Consider the following 17196-nt stretch of genomic DNA (forward strand, 5'->3'; position numbering starts at 1 on the left):
GGCGTGATCAAGGCGCAGGCCCACGCGCAGCTGAAGGAGCTGGCCGAGCTGACCGGCATCCCCGTGGTCACCACGCTGATGGCCCGCGGCGCGTTCCCCGACTCGCACCAGCAGCACCTGGGCATGCCCGGCATGCACGGCTCGGTCGCCGCGGTCGCCGCGATGCAGCGCGCCGACCTGCTGGTCGCGCTCGGCGCCCGGTTCGACGACCGGGTGACCGGTCAGCTGTCGTCGTTCGCGCCGGAGGCCAAGGTCGTCCACGCCGACATCGACCCGGCCGAGATCTCCAAGAACCGCAAGGCCGACGTGCCGATCGTCGGGGACTGCGCGGAGATCATCACCGAGCTGATCGACGCGGTGAAGGCCGAGACCGACCGCATCGGCGAGCCGGACCTGGCGCCGTGGTGGACGCAGATCGACGCGTGGCGCCAGACCTTCCCGGCGGGCTACGAGTGGCCCGCCGACGGCACCCTGTCGCCGCAGTACGTCATCGAGCGCATCGGCCAGATCGTCGGCCCGGACGCCGTCTACGCGGCGGGCGTCGGCCAGCACCAGATGTGGGCCGCGCAGTTCATCAAGTACGAGAACCCGCGCACCTGGCTCAACTCCGGCGGCCTCGGCACCATGGGCTACGCGGTGCCCGCCGCGATGGGCGCCAAGTTCGGCGTGCCGGACAAGCAGGTGTGGGCCATCGACGGCGACGGCTGTTTCCAGATGACCAACCAGGAGCTGGCCACCTGCGCCATCGAGGGCGCGCCGATCAAGGTCGCCGTCATCAACAACGGCAACCTCGGCATGGTCCGCCAGTGGCAGAACCTGTTCTACGCCGAGCGGTACTCCAACACCGACCTCGGCACCCACAAGCACCGGATCCCGGACTTCACGCTGCTGGCCGAGGCGCTGGGCTGCGCGGGCCTGCGGTGCGAGACCAAGGACGAGGTCGACGACGTCATCCGCCGCGCGATGGAGATCAACGACCGCCCGGTCGTGATCGACTTCGTGGTCGGCAAGGACGCCCAGGTCTGGCCCATGGTTGCGGCCGGGACCGGCAACGACGAGATCATGGCCGCGCGCGGCATCCGCCCGCTGTTCGAGGACTGAAACCGGAGGACAGCAGCGCAGAGCGCCATTCGTTTCAATGCTGTACGCAATTGCGTCCGCGCTAGCGCGTGAAACGGCTGGCAATCTCACGTAAATCGGATCGAGACCATCGACTGGAACTCCTATCGTTGACCATGCGACGGTCGCACATTCACGGACAGCGCGGTCCCGATCAACCTCGGACAACAAGCGAAGGGGAACGTCAATGCCCGACTTGCAACTGCGCCCGCGACGGTTCGAGGCCGTCCGGGCCGGGCGCGTCGTGGTCAAGGTCGGGTCCGCGGCCCTGGGAACCTCCCTCGACTCCGTCATCGACACCATCACGTTCCTCAGCAAAGAAGTAGGCGAACAGGCACGTCAACCGCGGGAGATCGTCCTGGTGGTATCCGGAGCGGTCGCGGTCGGACGTATGTTGCTGCGCGCCCCGGATAGCGGCTACGCCTCATCGAGCGCGGACCGCATCACTGCCCGGGAATCGGCGGCGGTCGGACAGGCCTGGTTGACTGCGCGCTTTCGCGACGCATTCGATTCGTTCGGGGTGCACGTTGCGCAACTACTGGTAGATGAAACGGCGACAAGCACATCGGCAGACAGCGTGTCGACAACAATTCGGCGACTGCTGGACAGGGGATGTATCCCCGTCATCAACGAGAACGACAGTGGCGCCGAGGGGTTGATCGGTAACAACGACATGCTCGCCGCGCGACTGGCCCGGCAGCTGGGAGCCGATCTACTCGTCTTCCTCACCGACGTTCCCGGCGTGCTCGGGCACGACGGGCGGCGCGTGCTGCTGCGGATCACCGCGGCAGCACACCTGCGGAAGGTACCCATCCAACCGGCACCCCCGGGAGCCCCGGGAACCGGCGGGATGGCCGCCAAGCTCTCTGCGGCCGCCCACGCCGCCGACCACGGGATACCAGTGCTCATCGGAGCGCTGGCGGACCTCAATGCCATGCTCGCCGGCCACCCGGTCGGCACCTGGATCGCCTGGCCACCCGCCGCCACGCTCCCGCCCAGGTCGTGCGAGGCCCGTTGTCCTGCAACTCACCCGTGACAGGCCCGACTCGGAAAGGACCAATTCATGACCAGCGAAGTACTGGCCCAGAACGACACCACCATCACCGTACTGCCCAACGACAACGGAGTGGCGATGGTCGAATTCAGCGGCGGAAAGAAGGCGAACCCCTTCAGCGGCACGAGGACCCGCGAACTCACCCGCATCCTGGCCGAACTGGACGAGCGGGATGACATCCGCGCGGTGATCCTCTACGGCGGCGACGACCGATGGTTCGCCGCCGGCGGCGACTTCGCCAAACTGCAAGCGCTGGACGGCGGCGACGCCGTCAGCGACCTGATGGAGACCTTCGGTCAGCTGTTCCTCACCGCGCTGGGCATGCGCATGCCGGTCATCGCCGCGATCGACGGATGGGCTATCGGCCTGGGCCTGGAGATCGCACTGACCGCCGACTATCGAATCGCCTCCACCTCGGCCCGTCTCAAGATGCCCGAGCTCCAGCTCGGTGCTGCCGTCACCTTCGGCGGGTACATGCTCACTCACGTAGTCGGCCGCAGCGCCATGCAGGCCATGATCTTCTCCGGCGATGTGTGGGACGCCCACCGCGCCGTGCAGACCGGACTGGTGCACGAGGTGGTGCCCGCCGAGCGGCTGCGTGAGCACGCCGAACAGTTGGCGGCGCGGATGGCCTCCTGGGACCCGGTGCCGGTCCGCCAGACCAAGCCGTCGCTCAACGCCAGCTACCTCGAGGGCATGCGCGAGATCATCGAGATCTCCAAGCGGGCCCACCGTGCCTCCCTCGGAGCCGGTACCTGGCAGCGCAACATGCAGGCGTTCCTGCAGCGCAAGTGACGGCCGGCGACACGAGGCGGATGGGAGGACCGGGGTGGAGGAGATACGCGCCGAACTCGTCGCCACCGTGCTCAAGGTGACCGTGACCGAAGGGACCACCCTCGCCGCGGGCGACACCTTACTCGTGCTCGAATCGATGAAAATGGAGATCCCGGTCCTTACCGAGTCCGGTGGTCTCCTCGGCAAACTCGCGGTGCACGAAGGCGATGTCGTCCAGGACGGTGACCTGCTCGCGGTCGTGCAGTAGACCCCCGCAGCCGACGGGCGGGCGTGGGGGACGGAGACCGGATACGTCATCGTGGCCTCCTAGGTCTAGGCCCAGCTTTCGCTCTCCCGGCCCAGCTTTCGCTCTCCCGCGCCCGCCCGGCGGCAACACCACGGAGACCTCGAGAGGCTTCGGATCACCGCGATGATCAGGGTCGGCTTCGGACCTCAAGCGCGTCTCGATATGCCGAGCGCGCTCCCCCGAGCGAGCGGCCCGGGGGACGCTGGGAAGCACCAACTACGCCGCGATGTGTGCGCTAATCCCCGGCAGCGCCTGAAAGCGTCCTGGGACCACGAAGCACATCGCCCAGCTCTCCCGGGCCGCCTGCTACGGCCGAACGGCGCTCTGGATCCAGCTGAGCATGGTTGTCACATCCCACACGGGCAGACCCGTCGTCCGGCGAATCGCGTCCGCGTACGGCGGTAGATTGGTGCACTCCAGGACGAGCGCTTTGATACCTGACGTAGTCGCAAGAGCGTCATGCACTGCCGCGAGTACTTCCGCTTCGGCTCGTTCAGTGTCCAAAGCGCCTCGGCCTGCGACCATGACCTGATAGAAATGCTCGGTGTGTTCCAGGCCGATCAGCGTTAGCCGTCGGCGCGCCGCCTCATCCACACCCACTGCGGCGAAATGACGCGGCGACAGCGTGGCGGCGTTCGCGGTGACCACGCCGACACGGCCGTCGGGGCCGAGTAGTTGAAGCACAAGGGGGATCTGCAGCAGGGACGAGGTCGCCACAAGGCCGTTCACGCCGGCGGCGATCTCCTGCTGATGGATCGCAACAAACCCGCACGAGGTGCCGATCGCGCGCACTCCACGCGAGACAAGCTCCTTGCCGGATGAGAGGAACTGATCGAGTAGGCCGTCCGCGTCGTGTTCAACCACCTGCTCGGCATAGGCGCCATCTGCAGTGGTGTACGCAACGGGGAAAGGGAAGGTGCGAGCATTGCCCACATCGCCCACGGCCCGCGGCGCGTCCGAGTCCATCAGAATCACGCCGACGTCGACACCGTAGAAGGCCTGACCTCGCTTCACCACGGTCGGTTCACTGCTGCGTTCCATTTACCATCCCTTCCGATGAGCGCCCGGATCCGTGGCGAGGGCGATCGGCCCGCAGCCAAGGAGCGGACTCCCTGGTCGGAGGGCGAGCACGGTGGCTGGGGAAACGGTAGAACGTGTCCCCTTTGCCCGTCCAATGCAGATCCCGGACCTGTGTGATGCGTTTCTGTCATCAAACTTGTGCACCGTGGGCTCCTCGCCTCGAGTGCTGTCTACCGCGATGAGGAGGAACATCAAGGCCGAAGGCGGCGGCCGCGCCGAGCAGGGACAACCCGGCGCTGGCATAGGCTGCGGCCTGCAAGCCGGTGTGGCCGCCGGCCTGAGCCGCAGGGTCAGTTCCGTCCGCGGCGATGATCGGGGTCAACGCAGCCACCACCGCAGCACTGCCGACTTGACGTGCGGCACAGATGACACTCGCTACCAGGCCGTACTCTGCGCCATCTGCATCGGCTGCGGCGGTTGTGAAGGCGGCGGTCCAGGTGATTCCGCCACCCAAGCCGAACAAAGTCAGTGGCAGCGCGAGGTGTACGTATGGGTGGGGGGCAGCGAGGACGATTCCCACCCACGCGATCGCCGCCCCCATCGCCAGTTGACCGAGGACGGCCAGCAAGCGCGGGCCGCCCCTGCCGACGAGCCGCGACCCGCACTGCATGCCCACGACCATCGCGGCGGTGAGCGGCAGGAGCCCTAGCCCGGTCTCGAGCGCGGTGTACCCAGCGACATTCTGCAGGTAGAGCGTCAACACGTAGAAGGCTGAGCTCAGCAGGCCGAGCAGGACGAACGTCACGGCTGCAGTACTGCCGAGCGTGAGCGAGAGCCGACGGCGAGGCAGAACAGGATCTTTCGCACGCAGCTCCACGACGACGAACGCCGCGCCGGCGCACAGGGCGCTGGCGGCGGGCAGCCACAGCGCGCTCGGCTCCCAGCCCACCTTCGGGCCCAGGACCAGGACAACAACCAGGCAGGAAAGCCCGATCAGGGCGGCCAAGCTTCCCGCTAAATCGAGTGAGCGCCGCGGGCGACGTCGATGGCCTGGCCTGATCAGACGAGCGGTGCCGATCGCGGCGGCCGCGGCCGCCGGAACGTTCACCAGGAGCACGGCCCGCCAGCCGAGTGCGGTGGTCAGCGCTCCGCCGAGCAGGGACCCGACTGACATCCCGACAGCGCCGGCGGAACCCCAGATAGCGAGGGCGCGGCGTTGGGCTGGCCCGGCGGGAAACGTGCCGATGACCAGGGCCAACCCTGATGGAAACAGGGCGGCTGCGGCGATGCCTTGAGCGCCTCGTGCCGCGATGAGCATCCAGCCGGTCGAGGCTACCGCCCCGAGGATGGAGGTGGCTCCGAACAGAGCTGCTCCCAGCGTGAACACGCGCCGAGCACCCAGAACGTCGGTTGCGCGCCCGGCAAGCAAGACACATCCCGCGAACGTGGCTGCGTATGCCACGACGACGAGCTGCAGTGCCTGCCCGGCGAGGTGGAGATCGTGGCCGACAGCGGGTAAAGCGACAAAGATCAAATTGTAGTCAGCGCTGATGATGAACTGGCTGAGGCCGATGAGCACCGCCAGCAGCGGGCCGGGTGTTCGTGTGTCGGGCCGCTGCCGCGACGGTGAGGTAGGGGCGTGCGTGGTGTTCCGCTCAGGCGAGTGCACCGATGTCCATTTCCCTCAATAGCAGACTCTGACATGGAAAAGAGACCAGCATCTGCTGTAAGTTGTGGCAGCTAAACGAAATCGCCCGCGGCCCGGCGGATCTCAGCGAGCAGCTTCCATAGCTGCGCCCATTGACTATCACCCATTTCCGCAAGTCCGAAGTTGACGGCAACGACGGAGGCCGTAGCTTCCTGCTGGCGTTGGCGGCCGTAGTTGGTCAACTGCACTAGCGTGGTGCGCCGATCGGTGGGATGTGGAACCCGGGCGACCATTCGATCCCGCTCGAGCCGGTCAACGATGTTGGTCACGCTCGTGGGATGCACCTGCAGTCGTTGCCCCATGAGACCCATCGGCAAGCAGGTGCGCCGCGAGAAGGCTAAAAGCACCAGTGCTTCATAACGCGCGAACGTCAAGCCGTACGGCCGAAGGGCTGCATCGACTGAGGTCTGGATGATTTGCTGCACTCGCATCACCGCGGTCGCCACGGCCATCGTTTCCGACGGCCCGATACGCTCTTCCCACAGTTCTGCGGCCCTGGCGATGGGATCGTAGGGTAGTGCAGCGTTGCGCCGGACCGTCGCGGGGTGCACTATCTGGCTCATGCGGCGCTCTCCCACGGCGGAGGCGTTCGAGCGCCATCTTGCGTGACTCTGCCGAGTTCGTGTGCAACCATTCAAACTATCCTTTGCCTGCCAGCCGGTTCAGTCGCAATAATCAATGTCCAACGACGGTTAATTGCAGTCAAGGTCTCGGCGCGAATCGGATAGAAGTCGCGCGTAAAACGGCTTGATTGCCGACAGTTGGACCTCTATCTTTGCAAAGTGGCGCGCCTTGTTGTCTTTTGGGGAATCACTTCTCCGGTTTTTCGTGCAAGTATGAATCACGGATTTCGCTGAGAGGAATTTGATGGCTTCGGATCAGACGGAGGCAACCCCGCAGCTCAGGCAACCTCCGGCGCGGCCTGTCCTGGGTCGGCTAGAGGCGTTGTTTGATCCTGGCACCATGCGAGAACTGGCCCCCGCGGACGACTCTGGAGTGGTCGTCGCCAGTGGCGCGATCTCAGGCAGAACGGTCATGGCCTACGGCACCGACAACACCGTCTTGGGCGGCGCGTTGGGCCTGGAGGGCTGCCGACGGATTGCCGAGGCAATTGACACCGCAGTGTGCCAAGAGTGGCCATTGGTCGGCGTCTTCCATTCCGGCGGGGCGCGCCTGGCAGACGGGGCGGACTCGATGCACGGTTTCGGGCTGGTCTTTGCCGCTATGGTGCGGGCCTCTGGCAGGGTTCCGCAGATCAGCGTTGCCGTCGGTCCTGTTGCCGGTGGGGCGGCCTATGGCCCCGCGCTTACCGACGTCGTGATCATGAGCCGGGAGGCGCGGGTCTTCGTCACCGGGCCCAGTGTGGTCCGTTCCGTGACCGGGGAGAACATCGACATGGACCGGCTCGGCGGTCCGGAGACCCACGCGCGCCGCTCCGGGGTCGCCCATGTCGTCGCGCAGGATGAGGCCGAGGCACTGGGCAAGGCGCGTCGCCTGGTGACGCTGCTCGCCTCGCCCGGCCGTCCTGATCCGTCGCTGGTGGGGGAGCCGCAGGACTTCCGCGCTTTCTTGCCCGAGGCGAGCAACCGTGCCTATCCCGTGCGGCCGCTGCTCCAGGCGATCCTCGACCGCGATGACGGCCGCGGCGGATGGCCGCCCGGTGCCTACAGGTGGGAGGAGTTCCAGGCACAATGGGCGCCGAACATCGTCGTCGGATTGGGCCGACTCGCCGGCGGCACCGTGGGTCTGGTCGCGAACAACCCTTTGCGCAAGGGTGGCTGTCTCGACTCGTTGTCAGCCGAGAAGGCCTCGCGGTTCGTGCGCATGTGTGATGCGTTCGGCATCCCGCTGGTGGTCGTCGTCGACGTGCCCGGCTACCTGCCGGGTGTCACCCAGGAGTGGGGCGGCGTGGTTCGCCGCGGCGCCAAGCTCCTTCACGCGTTCGCCGAAGCCACAGTGCCGCGAGTCACCTTGATCACCCGCAAGGCCTACGGTGGTGCGTACGTCGCCATGAACTCACGCGGCTTAGGGGCCACGGCCGTCTACGCCTGGCCCGACGCCGAGGTCGCGGTGATGAGCGATCAAGCTGCCGTAGATGTCCTCTACCGCAAGGTTCTGGCCCAAACTCCCGAAGCGGATCGGCCGCAGGTTCGTGCCCGGCTGATTCAGGAACACCATGACAAGGCCGGCGGGCTGGCCCGCGCGCTGGACACCGGGCTGGTCGACGAGGTGGTCGACCCCAAGTACACCCGTCACGTTCTGACCGCCGCGCTCGCCGAGCACGATGTGGTTCAGCGCGGCGGGCACGGCAACATCCCGCTCTAGCCCGCAGGTGGCCGGTCACCCGAGCAGGGGAGTATCCGCCGAACTCGCGTCGCACCTGACCGCTCGCCGCGCCGGTTGATCACGTAAGTTACCGGTCAAGGAGACGATGAGGCCTCCACGCCCGTACCAAGTGGCGCGCACGAGCCGCAGCCTGCGCCCGAGCATCACGGGCTCGCGGAGGCAGCGTCCCGTCTTTGAAGCGAGCCGACGAAGTGGGTGGGGCGAATGGATTTTCGACAACTGTCGAACTTCGTCGTGTTGGCTGAGGAGCTGCACTTCCGGCGGGCGGCCGAGCGGCTGCTGCTCACTCAGCCTGCTCTGAGCCGTCAAATCGCCGCCTTGGAGCACGAACTAGATGCGGTGTTGTTCAACCGCGGTGGGCGAGAGGTGCGGCTGACCGCCCAGGGGCACCTGTTCCTGATCGAGGCTCGCCGGATGTTGCAGCAGTTCGAGCGCGCGAAACGGATCGTCAAGCAGGAGGCGTCCCAGCCCCGCGGCACCATCCGTGTCGGGTTCATCGAGTCCTTCGGTTCCCGGGGCCTGTCACTGCTGTTGAAGACGAGCCGGCGCCGGTTCCCCGGCCTGGCGCACGACCTGCTCGACGCCAACTCGCAAACCCAGATGGACGCCTTGCGCCGCGGCGCGCTGGACGTTGCATTTCTCCGCGGCCCGGTGGTAATCCCCGGCGTCGAGTGCCGGACCTTGTGGGAGGAGGACTTCCTGCTGGCCTGCCCCGGTGACAGCCCGCTCCCGCCGGGTACCAACGGGCAGCCACCGTCCCCCGCCGCTTTGGCCCCGCTGCTCGAGGCCCACCCCTTCGTGCAGTTCAGCCCGAAGATCGAACCCGTTCTCTATACGCAGACCAGCGCGCGGGCGCTGGAAGCCAACCTTCCCCTGGACCCGGCGACACTGGTCAACAAGACCTCGGCCCTGATCAGCCTGGTGTCCTCGGGCTTCGCCGTCTCGCTGGTCCCGGCCGCGCTGACCGCCGGCGAGCACGACGGGGTGCGGTTCCTTGCAGCCCCCGGTGCCACTCGGTCGGCGGTGTGCGTGGCGTGGCGAGCTGACGAGGCGGACGACGGCGTGGCCTCGTTCGTGGCCACCATCCTGGAGGAACGCAACGAGCTGGCCCCGGAGTATGCCTTTGGCGAGGTCCAGCCCGTCGAGCCGGATTAGCTTGCCGGCGCCTGCTGTTGGCGCAGCGCGGCTCGGTTGATCTTCCCCGACGAGGAGCGGGGTAGTTCGCTGACGAAGTGCACGTGCCGGGGATATCCGAACGCGGAATGTTCCCGGCGCGCCCAGTCCTTCAGCTCGTCGGCGAGGTCGGGGGTCCCGGGCAAGGTGTCATCGAGGACGACGAAGGCGGCCACCGCGGTGCCGCGGGTCGCGTCGGGCACGCCGATCACGGCGGCGTCGGCGACCGCGCGGTGGCGTCGCAGGGCTTCCTCCACCTCGTAGGGCGAGATGCGGTAGCCGGCCGATTTGATCAGGTCGTCCTTGCGGCTGACGTACCAGAAGTAGCCGTCGGCATCGACGTAGGCGAGGTCTTTGGTGTGATACCAGGCGCCGCCGAAGTCGCGCGCGGTCTCCTCGGGGCGGCGCCAGTAGCCCAGCGGATAGTTCGGGTTGGTCCGGGCCCTCAGGCACACTTCCCCGATCTCGCCGTGCCCCAATTCCCGCTCGTCGTCATCGAGGATGCGCACGTGCCAGCCGGGCACGGCAGGTCCCATCGACCCGGGCTTGATCGGCAGGTAGGGCGAGTTGCCGATCATCGGGAAGGACTCGGTGGCGCCGTAGAACTCCAGGGGCGGCACGCCGAACTCGGCTTGGAAGTATTCGAAGGGCTCCACGCCGAGCCGTTCGTTGGAGGTGGCCACCACCCGGAACTGTTGGGGGTACTTGCGGCCTAGCCCGGGTTGCTGCATGAGCAGGCGGATGACGGTGACGTTGATGAAGGCGTTGGTCACCTGGTGCCGGGCCAGCACGTCGAGCATTCGCTCGGGGTCGAAGCGCCCGTGTTGCTCGTAGCTGAGATTGACCGCTCCCAGCCGCCACGGCGCCATGATCTTGCGGTAGGACCAGGCCCAGTCGCCCACCGAGAAGGTGAGCTCGCCCGGCTGCAGATCCTGCACGTAGGTGGCCTCATCGGCGGCGAGCATCGCGCGGTGCGGGATGACCACGCCCTTCGCCGGTCCGGTGGTGCCGGAGGTGTAGGCGATGAACGCCGGGTCGTCGGCGGCCGTGTCCACCGTGATGAAGTGGCTGCTGTAGCTGCTGGGATCGAACCGGTCCAGCAGGAGGACTTCGTCGACCAGCGAGCTGTCCAGCCGCTCGCTGTCCTCCGACTCGGTGATCAGCACCTTCGGTTCGGCATCGCGCAACCGATGCTCGATCTCGTGGGCGCTCCACATCCTGGACATCGTGATCAGGATCGCGCCGGTGCGCAGGACGGCCAGCATGGCCGCGGCGGCCTCCGGCCGGGGCGGCAACACGGCGGCGACCCGGTCGCCGGCGGTGACGCCCGCGGCGGTCAGCGCATTGGCGAGCCGGGCGGAGAGGTCCTGCAGCTCGCCCCACCGAACCTGACGCTCGCGGCCGGTCGCGTCTTCCCAGATCATGGCCAGCTGATCACGGGGATGCGCGTCGCAGACCTCGCTGGCGATGTTGTAGCGGTCGGGCACACGCCATCTGGGCAGCTGGAGGAGCCGCTGGAAAGGGGAACGCATGGCAGCCTTTCGGTCGGAATCGGCAGGAGGGGTCGCGGGGGTCAGGCGGGCTTGCGGTGCAGGAACAGGTCGGCGCCCTGCTGGGAGGATCCGGAGTCGAACCCAGCGCGGTGGGCGTCGGCGGCCTGGCGGAAGACCCGCGCCATGTCCGCTGCCATGTTCTGGTACAGCCAGCGCTTGGTGATCCGGAAGCTGGCGGCAGGGTTGGCGGCCAGCTTCCGGCAGGCCTGGACGGCCGCGGGCACCACCTGGCCCGGCGCGGCGAGGGTGTCGATAAGGCCGGTGGCGAGCAGTTCCTCGCCCTCCATCAGCCGGCCGGACAACGCCAGTTCGCGGGCCTTGCTGGCGCCTAGGCTGCGTTCGATGAACCAGGTCCCGACCACGCTGGCCAGGCCCCAGCGGACCTCGGTCTGTCCCATCCGCACGCCGGCGTGGGCGACGCGGTGATCACACAGCAGCGCGAGTTGGAAGCCGCTGCCGGCGGCGACTCCGTTGACGGCGGCGACCACGGGCTTGTCCAGCTGCAGTAGCCGGGCGTACACGTCGTGGATCTCGTCGACCCAAGGCGTGTCCGCTTCCCAAGTGGCCACCTCGTGGAAGTCCTGACCGGCGCAGAAGGCCTCCCCGGCGCCGGTGATGACCGCCCCGCTGCAGATGTCGGTCTTGAGTTCGCGCTCGAGGATGTGGATGAGGTCGGCGCGCATGGCGCGAGTCCAGGCGTTGAGCCGACCGGGGGTGTCGATGGTTGCGACCAGGACGTCGTCGACGCGGTGGACCGTGATTCGTCCCATCGGGGCGTTTCCTCCTAGTGGTTGAGGACGGAGTGCAGGAACGCTTTGGTGCGCTCGCACACGGGGTCGGTGAAGATCGCCTCCGGCGGGCCGTGCTCGATGATCCGACCGCCGTCGAACATCGCTACCCGGTCGGAGACGTCGCGGGCGAACCGCATCTCGTGGGTGACGATGAGGAACGTGATGTCCGTTTCCTGGGCGACCTTGCTCACGACCTCGAGGACTTCGCCGATCAGCTCCGGATCCAGCGCGGAGGTGATCTCGTCGAGCAGCAGGATCTCCGGCCGGAGGGTCAACGCCCGGGCGATCGCGATGCGCTGTTGCTGGCCACCGGACAACTGGGCGGGGTAGGCGGTGGCCTTGTCGCCCAGGCCGACCATTTCCAGGTGTTCGACGGCGCGCTGTTCGGCCTCGGCGGCGGGCAGTTTGAGCACGGTGCGCGGCGCCAGGGTCAGGTTTTGCAGGACCGTCATGTGCGGGAACAGGTTGAACTGCTGAAACACCATTCCGCAGCGGCGGCCGAGGCGGGCCAAGTCGCGGGCGGAGCGGGGCTTGCCGAGTTGGTCCTGGATGATGCTCTCGCCGCCCACGCGGATGTCGCCGCTGCTGGGCTTGTCCAGCATCATCGCCAGGCGCAGCACGGTGGTCTTGCCCGAGCCACTCGGGCCGATGAGCGTGACCTTCTCGCCCCTGGCCACGGTCAGGTCGAGGTCGACGAGCACACGCGTGTGGCCGAAGGACTTGGACACAGATTCGAATTCGATCGCGGGCGCCGCGGATGCGGCCTCCCCGCTAGGCAGTGGCGTGGACGGCACGGTTGACCTCGAATCGGCGAAGGAGATACACGAACGGGAGGTTGAGCAGCAGGTACAAAACGGCCGCGACCGTGTAGGGCTCGAGGTAGCGGAAGCTCTCGTACCCGATTACCTGCGCCCGGGCCAGCAGGATCGGCACGCCGATCGCGAACAGCAGCGCAGACTGCTTGTACAAGATCATCAGGTAGTTGACCAGTGCCGGGATGCTCCGGCGGATGGCGAGAGGGATCAGCACCCGCAGCCACATCACCGGCATGGGCAGACCGAGCGCGCGGCAGGCGTCGCGGATGCCCGGTGGAATGGCCTCCAGCCCTGCCCGGTAGACCTCCGAGCAGTACGCCGCGTACACGACGCCCAGGACGAGCGCGCCGACGAAGAACGCAGGCAAGGTCATTCCGAGGCCGGGCAGGGCGTAGAACCCGAAGTACAGCAGGACCAAGATCGGGATGCCACGCGCCAGCTCGATCAACGGCCGCATGATCCATCGGCCTGGCCGCCCGGTCACCTGGGTGATCACGCTGATGATCAGACCCCCGACCAGGGCGATCGCCGCGCACACCAGGGTGACCAGCACAGTCTCGGCTACGCCGATGAGCAGCTCCGGCAGGATCTGCCGCACGAAGGACCAGTCCCAGTTCATCGGACCACCACCGCGGCCGGCGTCTCGACGTGGCGAGGGGGTGGTGTGCGGGGTGCGCGGCTGCGGGCCTTTCGGTTCGCCCGGTTCATCGGCAGCAGGTACTCGATGCCCCTGAACAGCGCGGCCACGCACACCGAGAGCACGAGGTAGAGCACCGCGAGCACGATGAACACCAGCACCGTCTGATTGGTGGCCGTGCGAGCGGTGTTCGCCGCGTAGAAGACGTCCTGCACACCGACGAAGGACACGATGGAGGTCCACTTGACCAGGTCCACCGCCAGGCTCGCGAACGAGGGCACGATCTGCGACAGCGCCTGGGGCAGGACGATCCGCGTGAGGGTGTGCCGGCCGGACAGTCCGAGCGCGCGGCAGGCATCCCGCTGGCTTGCGGCCACCGCCTGAATGCCGCCGCGAACGATCTCGGCGCCGTAGGCCCCTCCGATTGCCGACAGCACGAACACGGAAGCGGTGAACGGGCTCAGCTGCGGAGCCCCGGGGATCGCCGACAAGGCGTAGTAGACCCAGAACAGGTAGATGACGGCGGAGGCGCCGCGCATCAACTCCACCAGCACCAGCGCAAGGCGCTGCACCAGGCGGCTGGGCAGAGTGCGCAGGACCCCGACCACCACTGAGACCGCGGCTGCTCCGAGAATGCTCAGCACCGCCACCGCGATCGTGGTGATCAAGCCCTGGAGGATCGACGGCAGGTACGGGGTAATCTGATTCATCGCCGTGCTCTCCTCACGAGCAGGCCGACGCGACGTCCGTGGCGCGGGTCGTCTTCGCCAGCAGGTCACCGTTGCTGTAGCCCCACTTCGTATACAGCTGGGCCAGCCGGCCATCCGCCCGCCACTGCTCGATCACCGTGTTGAACGCGTCGCGTGTAGCCGCATCCTCTTTCCGGAACGCGATGCCGATGCCCGACACCGGCGAGGACTCGTCAACCACGACGTCGACGCCCTTGCCCGCCGGATCCTGCACGCTGAACTGGCCGACACCGAAGGCGTCCGCGCGGCCACCGGTGACGGCGGCGATGCCCGCCTGAATATCAGGCACGGTCAGCATCTGCCCCTGGGACACGCCCTGCTGCTTCGCGAAGGCCTCCTGGGACGATCCGGCCAGCAGCGCCACGGTCGTGTCCGGGCTTTTCGCCAGGGCGGCATAGCCACTCAGTTGCTTCGGGTTTCCTCGCTGTACGAACAACGCCTCGTGCTGCACGGTGATCGGACTGGTGAACGCGACCGCGTTGCACCGCGCTGCCGTGATGTTCAGACCGCCGGGCAGGAAGTCGTACTTTCGTGCCTGTAGTGCGGGGATCATCGCGTCGAACGTGGTCATAGTCGCGTTGATGTCGCCGACGTTGAGATCACTCAGCAAGCCACGCGTCAGATCGACTAGGTATCCCGCTGGTTTACCATCGGGTGTCAAATACTCCAACGGTGGCGCCTGAGCAAGAGCGACCTTGGCAGCTCCTGTCTTTCGCATTTCATCGAGCAGACCCGTTCCATTACTGCCGGACGAAGATGATGTCCCGCAGGCTGCGGTTACGCTCGCCAGGGCCAACGCGAAAACGATGGATAGAAAACGATGGATGGGACGATGCACTGCGACCTCCCGGAAGAACTGGAGCCGCCTCCCCTGCGACGTACCGTGTTTCACGAAAGGTAACCACACGTCAACCTCCGCGTCCAATGCAGGTTTTCGCGATTTGGTGATGCGCCTCCTGCATCGGACAACGAAGGGACACTATTTGGTCTCAAACGGGAGAAGGTGAATGCAAGCGTGTGAATGCAAGTTGCATTCGCTGGTTCCGTAATGTGACGTGTCGGTCCGGTACGGTCATGGCTTGACGGCGACGCCGGCGAGATAGCGACACCGTTCCGGCTGGTCGCCCCACCACTGGGGTTCGTGACCATCCGGCTGCCACTGGACCGCCCAGGTCAATCCGGGGTCGAGGAGTCTCCAGTCCGCGAAGAAGCGGGCGACCTCATCGCGGTTTCGCAAGTAGGCGGGATGCGAGGTCTTCGAGAAGTTGCGGGCCACCTGGTGCAACTCGTAATCGTTGAGTTCATCGCACGCGTGGGTAAGCGCGAGGAGACTGCCCGAGGGAACGACGTCTCGGTAGTACGCGAGCGGCTCCTCTGGATGGGTCTTGGGAGACATGAAGTGGAGGATGGCGGTGATGAGCAGGCAGACCGGCTCGTCCGGGTTGATCACCCCGGTGGTGAGGACCTGGTCCCACAGGCTGCGGTAGTCGAAGTAATCCGCGAACACCGCGCGGTGCCGGCGCGGGTCAGCCGCGCCGCCGCCGAGAAGGATTTCCGCGTGTGCGTGCGCTAGTGGTTCATTATCGACATACACGACGCGCGCATTGAGATGTGGATACTCTCGGTCGGCCACCTCGTGCACCTGACCTTCGCTCGGCAGGCCGGAACCAATGTCCACAAACTGGGTCACTCCGGCCCCGAGTGCGCGCCGAACTACTCGACCGATGAACGCACGATTCGAACGCACGCCGTTTCGCATATCCGGCAGTAGAGCTTCCTGTTGTCTGGCGAACTCCCGATCCACTGAGAAGTTGTGTGTTCCGCCAAGTAGGTAGTCATACACTCTGGCCGAGCTCGCCTTGTCGATGCTTTCGATTCCGGTTGCTGCGCGCAACTGCGCGTCGAGATCGTCCTTGCGGGGCACGTCGGGATCCTTTCCTCGGAGCACGGCGGATTTCGGGCGTAGTATCACCTGGCACGGGTTTCTTGCCAAGTGGCGATGCGGTGGCGATTGCCGAGACGTGGAGGTTGGGTGCGGCGGTGAGTTGTTGATAGGGCGATCTCCATGATCACGTGGCTGACAACCGCGACCGCGGCGAGCAGGATCATCAGAACCAGCAGTCGCGAAATCGTTCATGGACGAAGTCGTGCCCGGAGCGTTGTCCAACATCAGGTGCCACCCGGCGTGGTCCTCGTGAGACGAAACCGGGGCCGTGGTCGACGCGGTGGTGTCGCCCTCGCGGGGCGTGTGAGGACTCGCGGGTGTCCGAACTCGCGGGGTCCTCCAAGGGGCAGCCGGTCGGATGCGCGTCCAGCGCGGGGCTAGAGGAGTTGGTACTGGGCGCAGTGGCGCGCTCCAGCGCTCAAAGGCGCGCCCCAGGGGCCACCCGTGGGCGCGGCGATACGCGCGGTTTAGGGTAGCCGAAGTTCCTACACGGCTCGGTGCTTGTTAGGGCCTTTGTGTCCGAGGTGACCTTCTATATTCCGCTGACCGTCGGGTCGTCTTGGGAATAGTGGCGAAGCCGCGCCGAATCCGTGTGTGGTGCGTTGACGATGTCAGCTGAGGCTGGCGGCGGGAGTTCCGGTCGTGAGCCAGCCGAGGGTCGCGAAGGGCTGGTCGCTGAGGTAGGCGTGGATGTCGGCGGCCGGGTACTCGATCACGCTGGCTGGGAGGTTGTCGAGGGGGAACCAGCCGATGGCGGAGCAATTGTCGGGCTCGCAGTTGACGGGTGTTCCGGCCCAGTTGGCGGCGAGGAAGGACAGGCCGAGGCGGGGCTCGGCGCCCGATCCGTTGACGTGCAGGGTGTGGACGTGCTGGAGGTCGGACGGGTCAATGAAGACGCCGACTTCTTCGTGGGCTTCCCGCACCGCGGCGTGCAGGACGGATTCGCCGGCGTCGAGTTTGCCGGAGGGTAGGTGCCAGCGGCCGTTGAAGGTGGGGTTGGTGTCGCGGCGACGGGTGAGCAGGAGGTTGCCGTCGTCGACGAGGAGGATGTGCACGTCGATGAGGTGTCGGTCGGCCACGCGCAGAGGTTACGCGGTGGCTCGGTCCGGCTGTGGGAGGCGGGCCGGTGGGGTCAAGGCTGCCCTCTTGCCGTGCTGATCGTTGGCGGTGACGTCCTCCTCGACGTGTTCGACAGCTTCGTCAAT

At 66.7% G+C, this 17196-nt stretch carries 17 protein-coding genes; 6 read left to right on the forward strand and 11 right to left on the reverse strand.

Annotated features, from left to right (window positions below; translation table 11 throughout):
* From ACCP09_RS06915 to ACCP09_RS06930, 4 genes are all read left to right on the forward strand, one after another.
* On the forward strand, positions 1-1101 hold a 1101-nt coding region (locus tag ACCP09_RS06915; RefSeq protein ID WP_433744150.1), incomplete at its 5' end, for a thiamine pyrophosphate-dependent enzyme.
* A 205-nt stretch (positions 1102-1306) separates the two neighbouring features.
* Positions 1307-2155, forward strand: coding sequence for a hypothetical protein (locus tag ACCP09_RS06920; protein ID WP_433744153.1), 849 nt, complete (start codon positions 1307-1309; stop codon positions 2153-2155).
* A 27-nt stretch (positions 2156-2182) separates the two neighbouring features.
* A complete protein-coding gene (locus ACCP09_RS06925; RefSeq protein WP_433744156.1) occupies positions 2183-2968 on the forward strand; it encodes an enoyl-CoA hydratase/isomerase family protein in 786 nt (261 codons plus the stop codon).
* A 34-nt stretch (positions 2969-3002) separates the two neighbouring features.
* On the forward strand, positions 3003-3215 hold the full coding sequence (locus ACCP09_RS06930) for a biotin/lipoyl-binding carrier protein (protein WP_433744159.1): 213 nt from the start codon (positions 3003-3005) through the stop codon (positions 3213-3215).
* Positions 3216-3560: 345 nt separating this feature from the next.
* Here ACCP09_RS06930 and ACCP09_RS06935 read toward each other — a convergent pair whose 3' ends face one another.
* From ACCP09_RS06935 to ACCP09_RS06945, 3 genes are all read right to left on the reverse strand, one after another.
* Complete coding sequence (locus ACCP09_RS06935) at positions 3561-4295, reverse strand: aspartate/glutamate racemase family protein (protein WP_433744162.1); 735 nt, start codon at positions 4293-4295, stop codon at positions 3561-3563.
* A gap of 169 nt (positions 4296-4464) precedes the next feature.
* On the reverse strand, positions 4465-5853 hold the full coding sequence (locus tag ACCP09_RS06940; RefSeq protein ID WP_433744165.1) for an MFS transporter: 1389 nt from the start codon (positions 5851-5853) through the stop codon (positions 4465-4467).
* A 161-nt stretch (positions 5854-6014) separates the two neighbouring features.
* Positions 6015-6545: a MarR family winged helix-turn-helix transcriptional regulator gene (locus tag ACCP09_RS06945; protein ID WP_433744168.1), complete on the reverse strand. Its 531-nt coding sequence runs from the start codon at positions 6543-6545 to the stop codon at positions 6015-6017.
* Positions 6546-6945: 400 nt separating this feature from the next.
* On the opposite strand from ACCP09_RS06945, the gene ACCP09_RS06950 reads away from it, so the two are divergent.
* Together ACCP09_RS06950 and ACCP09_RS06955 are read left to right on the forward strand one after the other, a co-directional pair.
* On the forward strand, positions 6946-8307 hold the full coding sequence (locus tag ACCP09_RS06950; protein ID WP_433744171.1) for an acyl-CoA carboxylase subunit beta: 1362 nt from the start codon (positions 6946-6948) through the stop codon (positions 8305-8307).
* Positions 8308-8532: 225 nt separating this feature from the next.
* Positions 8533-9483, forward strand: coding sequence for a LysR substrate-binding domain-containing protein (locus tag ACCP09_RS06955; RefSeq protein WP_433744210.1), 951 nt, complete (start codon positions 8533-8535; stop codon positions 9481-9483).
* On the opposite strand, the gene ACCP09_RS06960 is transcribed toward ACCP09_RS06955, so the two are convergent.
* From ACCP09_RS06960 to ACCP09_RS06995, 8 genes are all read right to left on the reverse strand, one after another.
* The gene (locus ACCP09_RS06960) at positions 9480-10988 is read right to left on the reverse strand and encodes an acyl-CoA synthetase (protein ID WP_433744173.1); all 1509 of its coding nucleotides are present in this window, start codon (positions 10986-10988) and stop codon (positions 9480-9482) included. The genes ACCP09_RS06955 and ACCP09_RS06960 overlap by 4 nt on opposite strands.
* Positions 10989-11074: 86 nt before the next feature.
* Entirely contained in the window at positions 11075-11824 is a 750-nt protein-coding gene (locus ACCP09_RS06965; protein WP_433744176.1) for an enoyl-CoA hydratase/isomerase family protein, read from the reverse strand.
* A gap of 14 nt (positions 11825-11838) precedes the next feature.
* Positions 11839-12573 carry an amino acid ABC transporter ATP-binding protein gene (locus ACCP09_RS06970; protein ID WP_433744179.1) on the reverse strand — a complete coding sequence of 245 codons (735 nt, stop codon included), beginning with the start codon at positions 12571-12573 and terminating at the stop codon, positions 11839-11841.
* Positions 12574-12616: 43 nt separating this feature from the next.
* The gene (locus ACCP09_RS06975) at positions 12617-13279 is read right to left on the reverse strand and encodes an amino acid ABC transporter permease (protein WP_433744182.1); all 663 of its coding nucleotides are present in this window, start codon (positions 13277-13279) and stop codon (positions 12617-12619) included.
* Positions 13276-14007, reverse strand: coding sequence for an amino acid ABC transporter permease (locus tag ACCP09_RS06980; protein WP_433744185.1), 732 nt, complete (start codon positions 14005-14007; stop codon positions 13276-13278). Before ACCP09_RS06980 ends, ACCP09_RS06975 begins: the two co-directional genes overlap by 4 nt.
* A 13-nt stretch (positions 14008-14020) precedes the next feature.
* Positions 14021-14884: an ectoine/hydroxyectoine ABC transporter substrate-binding protein EhuB gene (gene ehuB / locus ACCP09_RS06985; RefSeq protein WP_433744187.1), complete on the reverse strand. Its 864-nt coding sequence runs from the start codon at positions 14882-14884 to the stop codon at positions 14021-14023.
* 234 nt (positions 14885-15118) lie between these two features.
* Positions 15119-15970, reverse strand: coding sequence for an SAM-dependent methyltransferase (locus tag ACCP09_RS06990; RefSeq protein ID WP_433744190.1), 852 nt, complete (start codon positions 15968-15970; stop codon positions 15119-15121).
* Positions 15971-16602: 632 nt separating this feature from the next.
* Positions 16603-17070: an NUDIX hydrolase gene (locus ACCP09_RS06995; protein ID WP_433744193.1), complete on the reverse strand. Its 468-nt coding sequence runs from the start codon at positions 17068-17070 to the stop codon at positions 16603-16605.
* Between the last annotated feature and the right edge of the window lie 126 nt (positions 17071-17196).

The sequence above is a fragment of the Amycolatopsis sp. 3B14 genome, from assembly GCF_050958625.1.
GTDB lineage: Bacteria > Actinomycetota > Actinomycetes > Mycobacteriales > Pseudonocardiaceae > Amycolatopsis_E > Amycolatopsis_E thermoflava.

Coding starts and splice junctions, on each gene's coding strand:
- ACCP09_RS06920 (WP_433744153.1), top strand. CDS start 1,307: ATGCCCGACTTGCAACTGCGCCCGCGACGGTTCGAGGCCGTCCGGGCC.
- ACCP09_RS06980 (WP_433744185.1), bottom strand. CDS start 14,007: ATGAATCAGATTACCCCGTACCTGCCGTCGATCCTCCAGGGCTTGATC.
- ACCP09_RS06935 (WP_433744162.1), bottom strand. CDS start 4,295: ATGGAACGCAGCAGTGAACCGACCGTGGTGAAGCGAGGTCAGGCCTTC.
- ACCP09_RS06975 (WP_433744182.1), bottom strand. CDS start 13,279: ATGAACTGGGACTGGTCCTTCGTGCGGCAGATCCTGCCGGAGCTGCTC.
- ACCP09_RS06955 (WP_433744210.1), top strand. CDS start 8,533: ATGGATTTTCGACAACTGTCGAACTTCGTCGTGTTGGCTGAGGAGCTG.
- ACCP09_RS06945 (WP_433744168.1), bottom strand. CDS start 6,545: ATGAGCCAGATAGTGCACCCCGCGACGGTCCGGCGCAACGCTGCACTA.
- ACCP09_RS06925 (WP_433744156.1), top strand. CDS start 2,183: ATGACCAGCGAAGTACTGGCCCAGAACGACACCACCATCACCGTACTG.
- ACCP09_RS06950 (WP_433744171.1), top strand. CDS start 6,946: ATGCGAGAACTGGCCCCCGCGGACGACTCTGGAGTGGTCGTCGCCAGT.
- ACCP09_RS06965 (WP_433744176.1), bottom strand. CDS start 11,824: ATGGGACGAATCACGGTCCACCGCGTCGACGACGTCCTGGTCGCAACC.